The sequence below is a fragment of the Curtobacterium ammoniigenes NBRC 101786 genome (assembly GCF_001571045.1).
Lineage (GTDB): Bacteria > Actinomycetota > Actinomycetes > Actinomycetales > Microbacteriaceae > Curtobacterium > Curtobacterium ammoniigenes.
In genome coordinates, this window is sequence record NZ_BCSV01000003.1 from 282,784 (window position 1) to 300,043 (window position 17,260).

Below are 17,260 nucleotides of genomic sequence, written 5' to 3' on the forward strand. Positions count from 1 at the left end.
CAGTCTACGGAGCGGCTCTGCCGAGAACGGGTTGGCTCGATCCTTCTGTGGACAGGCGTGTCCCCAGTTCGGGGGCCGGGGGGACGACGACTCGAGGGAGCCGCTCAGTGTCGCGGGAGCGTGTCCTCGTCGTCGGCGGACGACTCGTCCGTGACGGAGGCGTCGACGATCGCAGGGGCAGCATCGACCTGCATCACGACGACCGTGACGTTGTCACGCCCACCGGCGACCAGCGCGTCGCCGACGAGTCGTTCCGCGAGAGACTGCGGGTTGTCCACTTTGGCGGCGATCCGCGCGATGCCGGCGTCCCCGATCTCCTTGGTCAGTCCGTCCGAGCAGACGATGAATCGGTCGCCGCTGTGCAGCGGCAGCAGCCACCAGTCCGGCTCCGGGATTTCACCGAAGCCGACTGCACGGGTGATCACATTGCTGTCCGGATGCGCTTCGGCATCCTCAGGTCGGAGCAGCCCCGCATCGACCATCTCCTGCACGACCGAATGATCGACAGTGAGCCGCTCGAACCGACCGTTCGCGATGCGGTACGTGCGCGAGTCCCCCACGTTGAAGACCAGTGCCGCGGGCGAACCGCCCGCGCTCACGATGGCGAGTCCCGTCACGGTCGTTCCGGCACCGATCGCGTTGCCGCCCGCAGCGCGCTCGATATCACCGGTCGCGAGCTCGAGCGCGTGCTCGATACGTTCGCGCGAGGCGACGCCACCCGATCGCGCGACCTCGAGGCGCCGGACAACGGCGTCGCTCGCGCGATCCCCGGCAAGATGACCACCCATCCCGTCGGCGACGACGAAGAACGGCGCTTCGGCAAGGTAGCTGTCCTCGTTGTGATCGCGACGCCGACCAACGTCGGTCGCGGCACCCCACGACAGGGTGAGCTCGCTGCGCTGATCAGCGATCACCATTCGATGGGCGCTCGCGGGTCGTCCGAGTTCGGTCACGGGGGGTGGTCACCCTCTCAAGGTAGTAAGGCGAAGCGACGACACGGCGCTCCTCACGAATGCGAATCCGGACGATCGAGCGAGATCCGAGAGACCGCCGACAGGATCTCGATCGTCTGGCCATCGCCGATGTCCACCACCGTACCGGTGATCGTGACCGACGTGGCCCCAGCGCGCATGCGTTCGGCGGGTCGACCGGGGAGACGGACGAGCGTTCCGTTCGTCGATCGGAGGTCCTGCACGACGACGACCGGCCCCGCGGCGGACAGGCGAACGTGCGATCCAGACACCAGACCGGTCGGTGAGGGCACCCGGATCAACCGAGGCTCTGGACCATCGACGATCCGCGGTGCGCGCGGATTCCGCCCGACCACGAGCGGCCTGTCGAGCACGATTTCCGTGCCGCCGATTCGCACCGCTGGAACTCCGGCAGGAGGCTCGCCAACCGTGTCGGCAGGTCGGCGCACGGTGGGCGTGACCCGCCGATCGACGAGCATCGTGTCGTCGGTGGGCATCCCCGAATGGACGGAATCGGGATCTGCGCGCGGTCGAACCACCGTGTCTTCGACGGAGCCTGCGTGCGCCGGGACGGCGTGCGTTCGGGCGGCTGCGGCAGCACTCGCCCGGAGGACCGTGTCTTCGTTGTCAGCCGACATCCCGAGACCCACCCCCAACTGTTGATTCCGGTACCGCCCGTCCGGTGACACCGTGCAGTGAGCCTACGGCAGCATGCGGGCAGCATTCGTCGAGCCGGGGACGGAGCGGTGACCGACCGCGTCCGGCAACCAAACTGGTCGGATGTCGAGCGAGAGCCAGCGCACGAGGATGAGGGCGAACATGTCATTCGTGTCATGGTTCGTGGCGCGTTCCGCCCGCATGAGCGCGACCTCGGAATCTGCGGTGGCCCACGCGCACCACGCGGCCAAGCCGAGTTGCCCGGCGAGGCGCGCACCGGGGCGCTGATTCCGCTCGACCGCTACCGCGGCTCGGTCTCCTGCGCGGCGGATGATCGGCAGGTCCGGACGCGGTCCGACGCCGAAGAAGCACTGCGGAATCCGGTGAGGCACACTGCCGCGCTCGTTCAGTTCGACTCCGTGCTGGGGACGCGACTCCGCAAGCGGATGGTGACGGAGTCGTACAAGTGCCTCAATGAGCGAGAAGCGACCGACGAGCGTCGTCGTCACGCGCGCGAGCGCCGCTTCACGGTCCGCTGCGACCCCACCGCCTCCCTGGGTGCAGCCGATAGGAGCCTCCTCGAGCAGACAACGGAGCGCCGATGCGAACGGTTCGGCACTTGGGCGTGCTGCGGAACCATCCGTGGAGTGCGGAGAGAGCTGATGCATCTGCAGAGTCAACGGGACGCGTCATCGGTCGGCCGCCCAGACGTCGCCCAGGGTGCGCAAACCTTGCACATTGAAGAATGTGGAGGACGGGCGTTGGTTTGTCGACGCGCCCCGGCTTGCCAACGCTGGCTGGATTGTCGACGCGCGGTGTTTGTCGACGCGTGTTGGTCAGGCGGTTGCCGTCGGCATCTCGGCAATCAGCTGCCAGGACTCGCCGTACCGTTCCAGGGTCACCCCGTGTTCGGCCCCCCACGTCCGAAGCTCTTCCATCGACGACAGGCTCGGCGCGTCGACTGCGAGTCGGCCGAGCAGGTCACCTTTTGCATGCTTGTTCCAATGGTTGAGCGCGCGTCGTCGGCCGAGATCGTCCTTCGCGACGACCTCAAGGGCGATTGCGTCACGCAGTGGCATGAGCTGGCGGTATCCGACCGAACGGAGATCGACGACGAGCGAGAATTCCCGAGCATGGTCCGCTAGCTCTCGAGTGCCACCCCAATGGTCGCGGAGCTTCACTCCTGGGAGCCGCGCGTCGTAGGACAGGCGATACCCGGGGATGCGATCTGTCGCACGAATCGGACCGAAGAGCGCGGACTGAATGACCACGTGCCGCCGGAGCCACGCATCCGAGCGTAATGAGCGCTCGTGTTCTGCGAAGGCGTCGTAGAGCACACCGTTGTACCGATCAATCGCGGGAAGCGTCCCTGCCGACGTGAGTTCGAGGTTCTTCGTCCGCTCACCGACAGCACGAGGTCCGAGCCCAAGCGCGTCCCGCGCTGCATCGTCGGAGTGACTTACTTCCGCCACGGCAGACATCACGCGTTGACGGTGGGGAAGGAGTGACGGGAAAAGGAGATCCGGCAACGACAACGGTCGTGCCGGATCTCCTCCGGGCCGCTTGGTCTCCGACGGCGGCAGCAGCAGGAGCAGTCCGCTCAGCGGCTACTCCCGGATGACGCCAGTGCTGCGTCGCGAGCGACGATCATGACCGTGTCGTGTTCCACGGAGAGGAACCCGTCGTCAGCGTCCGCCTCGACCGTCGAGCCGTCGGCTCGAGTGATCCGAACCTTCCCGGACGCGAGGATTGCGAGCATCGGCTCGTGTCCACCGAGGATGCCGATCTGCCCCTCGGTGGTCCGAGCCACAACCATGGTTGCCTCCCCCGACCAGACCTCGCGGTCGGCCGAGACGAGGTTCACCTGGAGACCGGCCATCTCAGCCGTTCTCCTTCTGGATCTGCGCCCACTTTTCTTCGACGTCTGAGATCGCACCGACGTTGAAGAATGCCTGCACCGCGACGTGGTCGAACTCACCGTCCGCGATAGCGCGGAAGGACTCGATCGTGTCGCGGAGCGGAACGGTTGATCCCTCGACGCCGGTGAACTTCTTCGCCATGTACGTGTTCTGCGAGAGGAACTGCTGGATGCGACGCGCGCGCTCGACGGTGATCTTGTCCTCTTCGGACAGTTCGTCGACACCAAGGATGGCGATGATCTCCTGCAGTTCCTTGTTCTTCTGCAGAATCGCCTTCACGCGGATTGCGGTGTCGTAGTGGTCCTTGCCCAAGTAGCGGGGATCCATGATGCGCGAGGTCGACGAGAGCGGGTCGACCGCCGGGTACAGGCCCTGCGACGCGATCTCTCGCGAGAGCTCCGTCGTCGCGTCGAGGTGAGCGAACGTCGTGGCCGGGGCCGGGTCGGTGTAGTCGTCGGCCGGCACGTAGATCGCCTGCATCGAGGTGATCGAGTGCCCGCGCGTCGACGTGATCCGCTCCTGCAGCACGCCCATCTCGTCCGCAAGGTTCGGCTGATATCCAACCGCTGACGGCATCCGACCGAGCAGCGTCGACACCTCGGAACCGGCCTGGGTGAACCGGAAGATGTTGTCGATGAAGAGCAGGACGTCCTGCTGCTGGACGTCGCGGAAGTACTCCGCCATCGTCAGCGCGGAGAGCGCGACGCGAAGTCGGGTTCCCGGCGGCTCGTCCATCTGTCCGAACACCAGCGCGGTCTTGTCGAAGACGCCGGCCTCTTCCATCTCGCCAATGAGGTCGTTCCCCTCACGGGTCCGCTCGCCGACGCCGGCAAACACCGACACACCGCCGTGATCCTGCGCCACGCGCTGGATCATCTCCTGGATGAGGACGGTCTTGCCGACGCCCGCACCGCCGAACAGGCCGATCTTGCCACCCTGCACGTAGGGCGTGAGCAGGTCGATGACCTTGATGCCGGTCTCGAACATGGTGGTCTTCGACTCGAGCTGGTCGAACGCGGGCGCCTTGCGGTGGATCGGCCAGCGCTCGGTGATCTCGATGTGCTCCCCCGGCTCGGCGTTGAGGATGTCGCCGGTGACGTTGAAGACCTTGCCTTTGGTGACATCCCCGACGGGCACCGAGATCGGCGCGCCGGTGTCGGTGACCGTCTGGCCACGAACCAAGCCGTCGGTCGGCTTCAGCGCGATCGCGCGCACGAGGTCGTCTCCGAGGTGCTGCGCCACCTCGAGCGTCAGCTCGTGAGCCGACTCCTCGTCGCCGGCGAACGTGATCGTCGTGGTGAGCGCGTTGTAGATGTCAGGGATCGCGTCGTGCGGGAACTCGATGTCGACGACGGGGCCCGTCACACGGGCGATCCTGCCGACTCCGGGAGCCGACGACGTCGGTGCCGCGGTGGTTGCGGTGTCGGTCATGGCTGGTTGCCTTCCTGAGGTTGCTGCCCGCACGCCGCGGGCCACTGCTTGCGGTGTCGCTGAATTACTTGGACGGAACGAGCGCGTCGGCCCCGCCGACGATCTCCGCGATCTGCTGGGTGATCTCGGCCTGACGAGCATTGTTCGCCAGGCGAGTGAAATCGCGAATCAGCGTGTCCGCGTTGTCGCTCGCTGACTTCATCGCGCGCTGCCGCGCCGCATGCTCCGAGGCTGCCGACTGGAGCATTGCGTTGTAGATGCGGCTCTCGATGTAGACGGGCAAAAGCGCGTCGAGGACCGCATCCGTGTCGGGCTCGAACTCGTACAGCGGGAGTGCTTCGTCAGCGCTCGGAGCATCCACGCCGTCGACGACCTCAAGCGGAAGCAGCCGAACGACCTGCGGAGTCTGCGTCACGAGGCTGACAAAGCGGTTGAACACGATGTGGATCTCGTCGACTCCGCCCTGAGCGGTGTCCTGCAAGAACTTCGCGACGACGGCGTCACCGATCTCTTTCGCCGTGGCGAACTCGGGCTGGTCGGTTCCGCCGGTCCACGCCCGTTCGTACGGGCGCGTTCGGAAGGAAAAGTATCCGACCGATTTGCGTCCGACGAGGTAGTAGACGACCTCTTTGCCCTCGCTGCGCAGGAGTTCTGCGAGCTGCTCTCCCTGCTTCAGCACGCTGGAACTGAACGCCCCGTTCAGGCCGCGGTCGGAAGTGAACAGCACCACTGCCGCGCGGGTTGAGGACTCCGGCTCGGTCGTGAGCACGTGGTCCACCTGCGAAAACGTTGCCACTGCCGAGACCGCACGCGTGACCGCCCGCGAGTACGGGGCGGAGGCTGCCATGCGTGCCTGCGCCTTCTGGATACGCGACGCCGAGATCAGCTCCATGGCGCGGGTGACCTTCTTCGTGGTCTGCGCGGAGCGAATCCGTTGCCGGTACACCCGGAGCTGTGCCCCCATGTCAGCGGCGACCCTTGCGAATCTGCTCCTGGTCGACGTCGTCGCGATCGGCGGCTTCGGTCGCGTTCGCGTCCGCGAGGCGCTCCCCGTCGCTCGTCTCGAAGCCCTGCTTGAAGGCGTCGACCTCGCGGCCGAGTGCGGCGACCGTGTCGTCGTCCAGGACGTTGGTCTCGCGGAGCGTCGTCAGGATCTCGGTGTTACGGCGGAGGTGATCGAGGAGTTCCGACTCGAAGCGGAGGACGTCGGCTACCGGGACGTCGTCCAGCTTGCCGTTCGTGCCCACCCAGATCGACACGACCTGGTCCTCGACCGGATACGGCGAGTACTGCGGCTGCTTCAGCAGCTCCGTCAGCCGCGCACCGCGCTCAAGCTGCCGCCGCGACGCCTGATCGAGGTCGGAGGCGAACATCGCGAAGGCCTCGAGCGAGCGGTACTGCGCCAATTCGAGCTTCAGCGTGCCGGAGACCTTCTTGATGGACTTGACCTGTGCGTCACCGCCGACGCGCGACACGGAGATGCCGACGTCCACAGCGGGACGCTGGTTCGCGTTGAACAGGTCAGACTGCAGGAAGATCTGGCCGTCGGTGATCGAGATCACGTTCGTCGGAATGTAGGCCGAGACGTCGTTCGCCTTCGTCTCGATGATCGGGAGACCCGTCATCGAACCGGCGCCGAGTTCGTCGGACAGCTTGGCGCAACGCTCGAGGAGACGGGAGTGCAGGTAGAAGACATCACCCGGGTACGCCTCACGGCCCGGCGGACGACGGAGGAGCAGCGACACGGCTCGATACGCCTCGGCCTGCTTCGACAGGTCATCGAAAATGATGAGGACGTGCTTGCCGCCGTACATCCAGTGCTGGCCGATGGCCGAGCCGGTGTACGGGGCGAGGTACTTGAAGCCGGCCGGGTCGGAAGCCGGCGCAGCGACGATGGTGGTGTACTCCATCGCTCCGGCATCTTCGAGCGCGCCCTTGACGGAAGCGATCGTCGAGCCCTTCTGGCCGATCGCGACGTAGATGCAGCGAACCTGCTTGGTCGGGTCGCCGGTCTGCCAGTTCGCGCGCTGGTTGATGATGGTGTCGATCGCGATCGCGGTCTTGCCGGTCTGGCGGTCGCCGATGATGAGCTGGCGCTGGCCACGGCCGATCGGGATCATCGCGTCGATCGCCTTGATCCCGGTCTGCATCGGCTCATGCACGGACTTGCGCTGCATGACGCCAGGGGCCTGCAGTTCGAGCGCACGACGCCCCTCTGCGGCGATGTCACCGAGACCATCGATCGGGACGCCGAGCGGGTCGACCACACGGCCCAGATACCCATCGCCGACGGGGACCGAAAGCACCTCGCCAGTGCGGGTGACCTCTTGTCCTTCTTCGATGCCCGCGAATTCGCCGAGCACAATCGCGCCGATCTCGTCTTCGTCGAGGTTCTGTGCGAGACCGAGGGTGCCGTCCGCGAAACGAATGAGCTCGTTCGCCATGACGCCGGGAAGGCCTTCGACGTGGGCGATGCCGTCGGCCGCGTCGGTGACGTGCCCGACCTCGGCCGTGGAGGCTTTCGTGGGCTCGTAGTTCGAGACGAAGTCCTTCAGGGCATCACGAATCTCATCTGGGCTGATGGTGATGTCTGCCATGTGATTTTCCTTGTTGATTTCCGGGCCGACGTGGCTCCGGGACGATGATGCCTGTGCGGGCGATGTCACGCTGCTGCGGTCCAGGCCATTGTGGACGATTCGGTGCTGAACAGCATCAGTCGGCGCCGACGATGTCCGATCGAGATCACCCGACGAGTTGCTCCCGCAGTGCGGCGACACGACTGCTGACGGTGCCGTCGATCACATCGCCCCCGATCTGCACGCGGACTCCCCCGACGATGCGCGGGTCGACGACCGTGTTCACACTGACGCTGCGGCCGTATCGATCAGACAGCGTCTTCACGACCTGGGCAACGTGACGTTCGTCGAGTGGCGCAGCGGTCACAACCGTCGCGACGAGCTTGTGCGCCGAGTCGGCCACGACATCAGTCGCGTGACGGATGAGCTCACCGATGCGTCGACCGCGAGGCTGCTGCACGAGGTGCGTCATGATCGCGACCGTCTGCTCAGACGCCTTGCCGCTCAGGAGCCGCTCGACCAATGCGGCCTTCTCGCGTGCGCTCCCGAGCTTTGTGCCGAGTGCGAGCTCGAGCGACGCGTCGGACCGAACGGCTCGCTCGAACCCGAACAGCTCAGACTCGATCGGACCGTCCGGGCCGACCGACTGTGCGATCGCGCGAATCCCGAGGTCTTCGACTCCTTCGAGCAGGTCGCCCTCCGACGACCATCGCGAGCCGGCGACCGCGCTGAGGATCGCGCGAGTCGCTTCCGTCAGACCGGCGAACACGCGGTCGATGATGCCCTTCTTCCCGACCGGGTCAGCCGTTGCGTCCGCGAGCACGCTCAACAGCTGCGGCGATCCGGCGATGACTCGGTCAGCCGCGAGCAACTCCCGACCGGTCGACAGGTCGACCGCTTCGCCAAGATCGGCGAGCACCGCCTGAGCAGCGGCCAAGGAGGATCGAGTCGCGCTGCGCATTCAGTGCTCCGATCCGGCCGGGGCTTCCCCGGACAGCGACGGGGCCGACGCGACGGGTGCGCTCTGCAGGTCGGCGAGGAAGCGATCCACAACCGCTGCGGCACGCGCGTCGTCCTTCAGGCTCTCGCCGATGACGCCCGAGGCGAGGTCGATCGCGAGCGAGCCGACCTCGGACCGGAGGGACTGCAGCGCCGACTGCCGTTCGGCCTCGATCTGCGCTTGGGCATTGGCCGTCAGGCGAGTCGCATCGGCTTCCGCACGAGCGCGGAGCTCATGGCCGATCGCCGTCGCATCCGCGCGCGCCTGCTCACGGATCCGGGCAGCCTCGGCTCGCGCTTCCGCGAGCTGCTTGTTGTACTCGTCGAGCGCGGCAGCAGCCTGCTCTTGCGCAGCCTCGGCCTTCTTGATCCCGCCCTCGATCGCATCGGTGCGCTCATCGAGCATCTTGGTGATCCGCGGGACGATGACCCGCCAGAACACCACGACGATGACGGCGAACGCGACCGCAGACCACAGCAGATCGTAGATCGGCGGAACGAGCGGATTCTCGCTCGCCGCCAGGAGGTGTGCGTTCTGCATCGGACGCCTTACTTGGTGAAGATGAAGTACGTGGCGATACCGATGAACGCCAGCGCCTCGGTGAAGGCGATACCGATGTACATGAGTGTCGTCAGCCGGCCCTGGAGCTCAGGCTGCCGAGCCACGGACTCAATGGTCTTACCGACGACGAAGCCGACGCCGATGGCCGGGCCGATCGCTGCGAGGCCGTAGCCAACCGTCGCGATGTTTCCGTCGATTGCCGCGAGAACGGTCGTTGCGTCCACGTGTTTTCCTTTCCGGGGTGCGGCATCAGCGGGCGCCGATGCCGTAATGGTTCAGTGTTCTTCTGCCAGCGCGAGCTGGATGTACACCGCGGTGAGCAGCATGAAGACGTAGGCCTGCAGCAGAGCGACCAGGATCTCGAAGAAGCTGAACGCGATGCCGAAGGCGAGGGTCCCGACGCCGAACAGGGCGAACAGGCTGTGCGAGTCGAACAGGAAGAACGACGTCGCCGAGAAGAACAGCACCAGAAGGAGGTGGCCGACGACCATGTTCATGAGCAACCGGAGCGTCAGCGTCACGGGCCGCAGCACGAAGGTCGAGACGAACTCGATCGGCGTCACGATGATGTAGAGGTACCACGGAACCCCGGGCGGGAAGAACGCGTTTCGCAAGAACTTGCCGGGGTGACGGCGCAGACCGGCATAGATGAAGGCGACGTAGGCGATGACCGCGAGGATCAACGGCATCGCAATCCGGCTGGTTCCCTGCAGGTTGAATCCCGGGATCAGCCCGGTGAGGTTCATGAACAGCACGCCGAAGAAGATCGAGGCGAGCAGCGGGAGGAAGCGACGACCGTCCTTCTCACCGAGGTTGTCGAACGCGTTGCGGCGGACGACGTCGAACCCGTACTCGATGAACGCCTGGCCGCGCCCAGGAACCAATTTGAGGGATCGCGTGCCGACGATTCCGATGATGAGCAGCACCGCCACCGAGATGAAGCGAATGATCACGAGGCGGTCGATCTCGAACGGCGTGCCCGCGAAGAAGATGGCGGGCGGGAAGAACTGTTCGATCGACGGGCCCTGGAACGTTGCGGCCTGGCTGCTCCCCGCGGCAACGGTGGTACCCGCATCGGCGAGGGACAGGGGAAGAGCGTGGGATAGCAGCGCTGTCTCCTGTGTCAAAGCGCACGCCCAATGGCGCACGATGGTGGACTGTGTGGAGGCGGCCCGATGAGCGCAAGCAAACCGCCGCGCACGGGCTTCACCCAGCCTATCAGGTCAGCGCCTGATGCATGGCGACCCGGTATTCCACGTAACAGCGGATCACCGCGGGACGGTCGATCCAATCGCGCATACCGAACCGCGCGCCCGGTGGCCGCCCGGAAAACGCGCCACTCAGTGCGGCGTCGTGTCTTCGCCGGGGAGTGACACGCCGATCGGAACGCGCCCGCGGCTCACGGCCACGACGTCGATGACGAGGCTCCCGACGACCCCGACGATGATCGCCACCGCCATCACGGGAGTGGAGACCCACGCCTGACCTTTGAGAACGACCAGGATCACGATGAACAGGACGAACTTCAGGAGCCATGTCCCCATCACGATCCCGAAGAACGCGCCGGACACCATCTGTCCACCGGCGACGCGAAGCGCGACGAGCACACTCGCCGCCGTGAGGCCGAGGAACACCACACTCATCACGGCACCGACGAGGCCGCCGATAAGCCCGGGCACTCCCGCCACCAGCAGTCCGACCACGCCGCCGACCACTGCGAGAGCGATAGCGAGCATCGTGCCCTGGCGAAGAATGCTTCGGAAGATCGGACGGACGTGATCGAGTGCGTTCGGCGCTGAATCGGTCATGAGTGCTTCTCTCCTGCACGGTGGGCCGACGCGGCCCGGTCAAGGGGATCGAACGCGCGCTCGGCGTGGTCGGCCCGCGAGGTCTGCGCCGCGATCTCGCGTCGCTTCGTGCGGCCCAGCGGCGCGAACGTCGCGGTGGCGCAGATCGCGAAACCGACCGCGACGAACGCAACCACCCAATACCACCGGAGGAACAGGAACAAGAGCGTCCCCACCGCAACCACAGCGGTCCACGCGTAGAAGATCAGCACGGCATGGAAGTGGGAGTGCCCCATGTCGAGGAGGCGATGGTGCAGATGCTTCCGGTCCGCCGAGAACGGTGACTTCCCGGCACTGACTCGACGGAACACCGCGAGCGAGAAATCGAGCATCGGAACGATCAGGATCGCGAACGGCAAGAGAATCGGAATGAAGACCGGCAGCAGTTGCGTGCGGGAGTGCACGGTCGCGGGATCGATGTTGCCGGTGAGCGACACGGCCGAGGTCGCCATGAGGAAGCCGACGAGAAGGGCCCCAGCGTCGCCCATGAACAGCTTCGCGGGATGCCAGTTCAAGAAGAGGAACCCGAAGCACGCGCCGACGAGCACGGCAGTCAGCAGTGATGGCAGGTTGAAGAAGAACTCCGTCTGCACGACGATTCGGTTGATGAAGAAGCTGTAGAGGAAGAAGACTCCTCCGGCGATGATGGCGACGCCCGCGACAAGGCCATCGAGACCGTCGATGAAGTTGACCGCGTTCATGACGAGAACCACCGCGAGCACCGTGAAGATCAGGGACATGTAGCTCGACCCGACGGTCAGCGTTGTGCCGATCGGGAGCGACACGATCGCCACTCCCTGCCAGGCGAGGATGCCCGCTGCGATGATCTGCCCGGCGAGCTTCGTCATCCAGTCGAGATCCCAGATGTCGTCGGCGACACCGAGAACGACGATGATCGTCGCGCCTGCGAGCACAGCCAGTACACGGCCGGGCTCGGCGAACACCAGCCGGAAGTAGTCAACGCCGGCAATATGCGGAAAGAGGAACCACGCGCAGAGAATCGACACGATGATCCCGAGGAACATCGCGATTCCCCCGAGGCGAGGCGTCGGGGTGCGGTGCACGTCGCGTTCCCGCACTCGCGGATACCACTTGAAGCGCAACCCGAGCTTCCACACGACCCAGCTCATGCAGAAGCTGACGATCGCGGAGATCAGCCCGGCGAGGAGGTAATACCTCATGTGATCAGATCGGCGCCGACGATTCGCGCGATCTCGGCGTCCGGAATCACGCCATGCCGAAGGATCCGGAGTGAGCCGCCCTGCGCGAGCCCGGTCGCATCGACGATGGTGGAGCCGGTGGAATCCGCCGACCCGTCGTGCGGGGCAAGTCGTCCGGCGTCCAGGTACACCGCCACCGAGTCTCCGAGCATGCCCATCGCCTCGTCGACATCCATCGCTGCCGGGCTTCCGGTCGCATTGGCGCTCGACACTGCCAGCGGACCGACCTCCTGCAGCAGTTCGAGCGCGATCTTCGAGTCGGGCATCCGGAGCGCGACCGTGCCCCGCGTCTCGCCGAGATCCCAGTCGAGCGACGGCTGTGCCTGCAGCACGACGGTGAGGCCACCCGGCCAGAACTCGCCGACCAGCGATCGAACCGCATCAGGGATCTCGGTCGCCAGCGCTTCCATCGTGTCGGTCGCCGGGATGAGCACCGGCGGCGGCGACTGCCGCGTACGGCCCTTGGCATCGAGGAGGCGCTGCACGGCTGTCGCAGAGAACGCATCGGCGGCAACGCCATAGACCGTGTCGGTCGGGGTGACGACCAGTTCACCGCGACCGAGCGCAGCGCGGGCCAGCCGCATGCCGGTGAGCAGGTCAGCGGAGTCGGAGCAATCGAATCTGGAGGCCATGACCTGGCAATGATAGTGGGCTGGGATCGGGCGAACGTGAACGAACGCGCGACGACTACGCGCCTGTCGCCGGCGCGATCGCCGTCGTCGTGCGGTCCCGTCCGGTGAGGTCGCGGTGTGTCTCGGGCGAGCGAAACCGTGCCGCGCTCAGCAGCGCGCGGAGCGCAGCCCCCTGCTGCTCGGCGTGCTCGATGACGACGGTACCGCCGGGCGTGAGCAGTCGGCGAGCGGTGACGACGAGCCTCCGGACCGCGTCCAATCCGTCGGGGCCGCCGTAGAGCGCGGCTGCCGGGTCCCAGTCGCGCACCTCAGGATCGACCGGCACCGCGGCGTCCGGAATGTACGGCGGGTTCGACACGACGACCGAGACCGTCCCGTCGAGCTCGGGAAGCGCGTCGCCCAGATCGCCACGAACGAGCCGCACCGGTGAACCGAGTGCGGCATTGTTGCGCTCGGCCCACGCGAACGCGTCGGCGGACTGCTCGACCGCGTAGACGACGGCGTGCGGCACCTCCGTCGCCAACGCCAGTGCGATGGCGCCGCTGCCCGTCCCGAGGTCGACGGCCACGGGCGCTGGAAGCGCCGTCGCCGCCAGTGCGTCGATCGCGAACTGTGCCACGGACTCCGTCTCCGGTCGCGGCACGAACACGCCGGGGCCGACGGCGAGGGAGAGCGCGCGGAAGTGCGCGACACCGGTGATGTGCTGCAACGGCTCGCGACCGCACCGGCGCGCGACGGCCTGCCGAAACCGTTGGACATGAGCCGCGCCGACGGCGCCGCCGATCACTGCGCGCGCCTCGACGGCACCGCGCGTCGTATCAGTCGCCCACGCCAGCAGCAGTGCCGCATCGACGCGCGGCGATGGAACACCGTGCGCCGACAGCGCCGCGGTCGCCTCGTCGAGGAGGCGATCCGCGGTGAACGCACCATCTGCTGGGAGGCTCCCCCGCGCCTCCGGACCGTCGGTCACCTGCTCAGGCGTCCTGGTCGCCGAGCGCGGCGAGCCGCGCCTCTTCGTCAGCGCGGATCGCGGACTCGATCACCGGCTCGAGCGCCCCGTTCATGACGCGATCGAGATCGTACGACTTGTAGCCGGTGCGGTGATCGGCGATCCGGTTCTCCGGGAAGTTGTACGTGCGGATGCGCTCCGAACGGTCCATCCCGCGGATCTGCGACTTGCGCGCGTCGGACGCGATCGCGTCGAGCTCCTCCTGCTGCTTCGCGAGGATGCGTGCACGGAGGACGCGCATCGCCGCCTCGCGGTTCTGCAGCTGGGACTTCTCGTTCTGCATCGCGACCACGATGCCTGTCGGCAAGTGGGTGATGCGCACCGCTGAGTCCGTCGTGTTCACCGACTGGCCTCCGGGCCCGGACGAGCGATAGACGTCGATCTTGAGGTCGTTCTGATTGATCTCGACCTCTCCAGGCTCGTCGACCTCGGGAAACACGAGCACACCGGTGGTCGACGTGTGGATGCGCCCCTGCGACTCGGTCGCGGGGACTCGCTGGACGCGATGCACGCCGCCCTCGTACTTCAGGTGCGCCCACACGCCCTGCGATGGATCGCTCGCGTTCGACTTGATCGCCAGCTGCACGTCCTTGAATCCGCCGAGATCGGAGTCCGTGTGTTCGAGGAGCTCGACCTTCCAACCCTTCGACTCGGCGTAGTGCGAGTACATCCGGAACAGGTCGGCCGCGAACAACGCGGACTCCTCACCGCCCTCGCCACCCTTGATCTCCATGATCACGTCGCGACCGTCGTCCGGGTCGCGCGGAATGAGCAGGCGGCGGAGGCGCTCCTGCCGTTCGCGAAGCGAGGCCACCAGCGCTGGGACCTCGTCCGCGAAGGCCTCGTCCTCACGGGCGAGCTCCTTCGCGGCGTCGAGGTCATCGCCCGCTGCCTGCCACGCTTCATACGCGGCCTTGATCTGGTTCAGCTCGGCGTACCGGCGGTTGACCTTCTTCGCGCGTCCCGGATCCGCATGGAGCGCGGGGTCCGAGAGCTGCTGGGTGAGGTCATCGTGTTCCGCCAGCAGCCCCGCCACCGACTCGAACACGCGTTACTCCTGGTGGCCGTTGTGACCGGAGCCCGCGGCCGGCACGGACTTCTGCACCTGCACGAGGAACTCCACGTTCGACTGCGTCTCCTTGAGGTTCCGCAGCACGATCTCGAGCGCCTGCTGCGGGTCGAGCCCGGCGAGCGCGCGGCGCAGCCGCCACGTGATGGCGACCTCGTCGTTCGAGAGGAGCATCTCTTCGCGGCGGGTACCGGAGGCGTTCACATCCACTGCGGGGAAGATGCGCTTGTCGGCGAGGTGCCGGTTGAGCCGGAGCTCCATGTTTCCGGTGCCCTTGAACTCCTCGAAGATCACCTCGTCCATCTTCGATCCGGTCTCGACGAGCGCCGTCGCGAGGATCGTCAGCGAGCCGCCGTTCTCGATGTTGCGCGCAGCACCGAAGAACCGCTTCGGCGGGTAGAGGGCGGACGAGTCGACACCGCCGGACAGCACACGACCGGAGGCCGGAGTCGCCAGGTTGTAAGCGCGACCGAGCCGTGTGATCGAGTCGAGCAGCACGACGACGTCATGCCCGAGCTCCACGAGGCGCTTGGCACGCTCGATCGCGAGTTCGGCGACCGTCGTGTGGTCCTCTGCAGGCCGGTCGAAGGTCGAGGCGATGACCTCGCCCTTGACGGTGCGCTGCATGTCGGTCACTTCTTCGGGCCGCTCGTCGACGAGCACGACCATGAGGTGGACCTCGGGGTTGTTCTTCGAGATCGCGTTCGCGATCGCCTGCAGCACGACGGTCTTGCCGGCCTTCGGCGGCGACACGATGAGACCGCGCTGACCCTTGCCGATCGGCGAGACGAGGTCGATGATGCGGGTCGAGAGCTTCCCCGGCTCGGTCTCGAGGCGGAGGCGCTCCTGCGGGTAGAGCGGCGTCAGGTTCGAGAACTCGACGCGCGACGCGGCCTCGTCGGCGCTCTGTCCGTTGATCGAGTCGACCTTGACGAGCGCGTTGTACTTCTGGCGGGTGTGCTGCTCCCCCTCGCGCGGCTGCTTGATCGCACCGACGACGGCGTCACCCTTGCGCAGGTGGTACTTCTTCACCTGGCCGAGCGACACGTACACGTCGCTCGGGCCCGGAAGGTAGCCGGTCGTGCGGACGAACGCGTAGTTGTCCAGCACATCGAGAATGCCTGCGACGGGGATGAGAACGTCGTCCTCGGTGATCTCGGGCTCGAAGTCGTCCCCACCGGTCCGACCGCGCTTGCGGTCGCGCTGGCGACGTGACCTGGACTCCTGCCCTTGCTGCTCGGCACCGCCCTGGTCGCCGTTCTGCCGACCGTTCTGGCCGTTGCCTCGCGCCGACTGCCCGGCGGCGGGTGCGCTTTCGTCGTTCGCCTGGGAGGCCCGGCCTCCTTGCGCCTGCTGTCCGCGCTGATTCTGCTGGCCGCGTTGGCCGTGACGCTGCTCGTTCTGCTGCTGGCCGCTCTGACGGTCGTTCTGCTCCGGCGTGTTCTGGCGCTGATCGCCGTTCTCGGCGGGCTCAGCGTCGGCGCCCGTGCCGCGGTCGCTGTCGGCGTTGGCCTCGGAACCGGTCTGCTCACCACCGGAGCGCCCACGGCCGCGGCCGCGCGAACGCCGTCCGCGACGGGACCCGTTCTCGGGCTGTCCGTCGGACTCGCCGGCGGTCCCGGCGGCGTCGGCGGACTCACTCGGCGCGTTCGCCGCGCCCTCCGACTCAGCCGGGGCGAGTGCGGTCGAACCGGTGCCGGTGCGCCGGCGGCCGGCGGCCTCCATCGCGTCCTTCTCGGCCCGGACCTGATCGAGACCGGCGAGCAGGTCCTCCGTTCCGGTCACGCCGTGGTTCGCGTGCGCGGCGGCGGGTGCCGGCTCGGCACTCACCGTTCCGCCGCTCGATGCACGGCGGGATCGACGGCTCCGCTGCGACGGGGCAGCAGCCTCGACGTCGACGGCGGCGGCGTCGCCGTCGACGCTCGTCTCGGCGCCCGCACCAGCGTCGTGAACGGTCGGCAGGTGCGGCTCATCCATCGTCTCGGACACGGCAGCTGCCTCGGCACCGAGGGCTGCGGCCGCAGGGAGCGGGGCCGCGGGCAGGGACTCGGCGGGCGCAGCGGCGGCCTGTCGTTCCGCGATCGCGGCGATCAGATCGCCCTTGCGCAGCTTCGAGATGCCGGAGATGCCGAGATCGCTCGCGATGCGCTGCAGTTCAGGGAGGCGCAGTGCGCGCAGGTCGGCTGTGGGATCCGCTGCGGACGCAGCGGTGGTGACGTCAGTCAAGGTGTGGTGTTCCTTTCGGACCGCAGAACGCGGAGAGTTTCACCAGCCGCGGATGCCGATCGCGACGCGAACGGTGACGTCCGCCGTTCAGACGACGGGTCGGGACTGGTGTTCTGAAAGTGACCCCGAGGCAACCCGGGAC

General features: G+C 66.9%; 18 protein-coding genes. All 18 read right to left on the reverse strand.

The window, feature by feature from the left end; genetic code table 11:
* Positions 1–104: 104 nt before the first annotated feature.
* Complete coding sequence (locus tag CAM01S_RS08295; protein ID WP_066519439.1) at positions 105–953, reverse strand: PP2C family protein-serine/threonine phosphatase; 849 nt, start codon at positions 951–953, stop codon at positions 105–107.
* A 53-nt stretch (positions 954–1,006) separates the two neighbouring features.
* The gene (locus CAM01S_RS08300) at positions 1,007–1,609 is read right to left on the reverse strand and encodes an FHA domain-containing protein (protein ID WP_157071483.1); all 603 of its coding nucleotides are present in this window, start codon (positions 1,607–1,609) and stop codon (positions 1,007–1,009) included.
* Between the two features lie 63 nt (positions 1,610–1,672).
* Positions 1,673–2,296: a hypothetical protein gene (locus CAM01S_RS08305; protein WP_066519443.1), complete on the reverse strand. Its 624-nt coding sequence runs from the start codon at positions 2,294–2,296 to the stop codon at positions 1,673–1,675.
* 168 nt (positions 2,297–2,464) lie between these two features.
* Positions 2,465–3,232 carry a YaaA family protein gene (locus tag CAM01S_RS08310; protein ID WP_083527871.1) on the reverse strand — a complete coding sequence of 256 codons (768 nt, stop codon included), beginning with the start codon at positions 3,230–3,232 and terminating at the stop codon, positions 2,465–2,467.
* On the reverse strand, positions 3,229–3,507 hold the full coding sequence (locus CAM01S_RS08315) for a F0F1 ATP synthase subunit epsilon (protein WP_066519450.1): 279 nt from the start codon (positions 3,505–3,507) through the stop codon (positions 3,229–3,231). Before CAM01S_RS08315 ends, CAM01S_RS08310 begins: the two co-directional genes overlap by 4 nt.
* Before the next feature lies 1 nt (position 3,508).
* Positions 3,509–4,978, reverse strand: a complete 1,470-nt coding sequence (gene atpD, locus CAM01S_RS08320) for a F0F1 ATP synthase subunit beta (protein WP_066519452.1) — start codon at positions 4,976–4,978, stop codon at positions 3,509–3,511.
* A gap of 64 nt (positions 4,979–5,042) precedes the next feature.
* A complete protein-coding gene (locus CAM01S_RS08325; RefSeq protein WP_066519454.1) occupies positions 5,043–5,942 on the reverse strand; it encodes a F0F1 ATP synthase subunit gamma in 900 nt (299 codons plus the stop codon).
* A 1-nt stretch (position 5,943) separates the two neighbouring features.
* Positions 5,944–7,575, reverse strand: a complete 1,632-nt coding sequence (gene atpA / locus CAM01S_RS08330) for a F0F1 ATP synthase subunit alpha (RefSeq protein ID WP_066519456.1) — start codon at positions 7,573–7,575, stop codon at positions 5,944–5,946.
* A gap of 145 nt (positions 7,576–7,720) precedes the next feature.
* On the reverse strand, positions 7,721–8,515 hold the full coding sequence (locus CAM01S_RS08335) for a F0F1 ATP synthase subunit delta (RefSeq protein ID WP_066519460.1): 795 nt from the start codon (positions 8,513–8,515) through the stop codon (positions 7,721–7,723).
* Positions 8,516–9,094: a F0F1 ATP synthase subunit B gene (locus CAM01S_RS08340; RefSeq protein WP_066519463.1), complete on the reverse strand. Its 579-nt coding sequence runs from the start codon at positions 9,092–9,094 to the stop codon at positions 8,516–8,518.
* A gap of 8 nt (positions 9,095–9,102) precedes the next feature.
* Entirely contained in the window at positions 9,103–9,339 is a 237-nt protein-coding gene (atpE, locus tag CAM01S_RS08345; RefSeq protein ID WP_066519466.1) for an ATP synthase F0 subunit C, read from the reverse strand.
* A 51-nt stretch (positions 9,340–9,390) separates the two neighbouring features.
* Positions 9,391–10,203 (reverse strand): F0F1 ATP synthase subunit A, encoded by an 813-nt coding sequence (gene atpB / locus CAM01S_RS08350; RefSeq protein ID WP_066520002.1) that lies wholly within the window; start codon positions 10,201–10,203, stop codon positions 9,391–9,393.
* Positions 10,204–10,455: 252 nt separating this feature from the next.
* Positions 10,456–10,923, reverse strand: coding sequence for a Cg1360 family ATP-synthase-associated protein (locus CAM01S_RS08355; RefSeq protein WP_245631585.1), 468 nt, complete (start codon positions 10,921–10,923; stop codon positions 10,456–10,458).
* Positions 10,920–12,143 (reverse strand): MraY family glycosyltransferase, encoded by a 1,224-nt coding sequence (locus CAM01S_RS08360; protein WP_066519473.1) that lies wholly within the window; start codon positions 12,141–12,143, stop codon positions 10,920–10,922. Before CAM01S_RS08360 ends, CAM01S_RS08355 begins: the two co-directional genes overlap by 4 nt.
* Positions 12,140–12,814: an L-threonylcarbamoyladenylate synthase gene (locus tag CAM01S_RS08365; protein ID WP_066519475.1), complete on the reverse strand. Its 675-nt coding sequence runs from the start codon at positions 12,812–12,814 to the stop codon at positions 12,140–12,142. The genes CAM01S_RS08360 and CAM01S_RS08365 overlap by 4 nt, the downstream gene beginning before the upstream one ends.
* 55 nt (positions 12,815–12,869) lie before the next feature.
* Entirely contained in the window at positions 12,870–13,784 is a 915-nt protein-coding gene (gene prmC / locus CAM01S_RS08370) for a peptide chain release factor N(5)-glutamine methyltransferase (RefSeq protein WP_066519477.1), read from the reverse strand.
* Between the two features lie 4 nt (positions 13,785–13,788).
* Positions 13,789–14,871 (reverse strand): peptide chain release factor 1, encoded by a 1,083-nt coding sequence (prfA, locus tag CAM01S_RS08375; RefSeq protein WP_066519479.1) that lies wholly within the window; start codon positions 14,869–14,871, stop codon positions 13,789–13,791.
* 3 nt (positions 14,872–14,874) lie between these two features.
* The gene (gene rho, locus CAM01S_RS08380) at positions 14,875–17,118 is read right to left on the reverse strand and encodes a transcription termination factor Rho (RefSeq protein WP_066519480.1); all 2,244 of its coding nucleotides are present in this window, start codon (positions 17,116–17,118) and stop codon (positions 14,875–14,877) included.
* Positions 17,119–17,260: the final 142 nt, after the last annotated feature.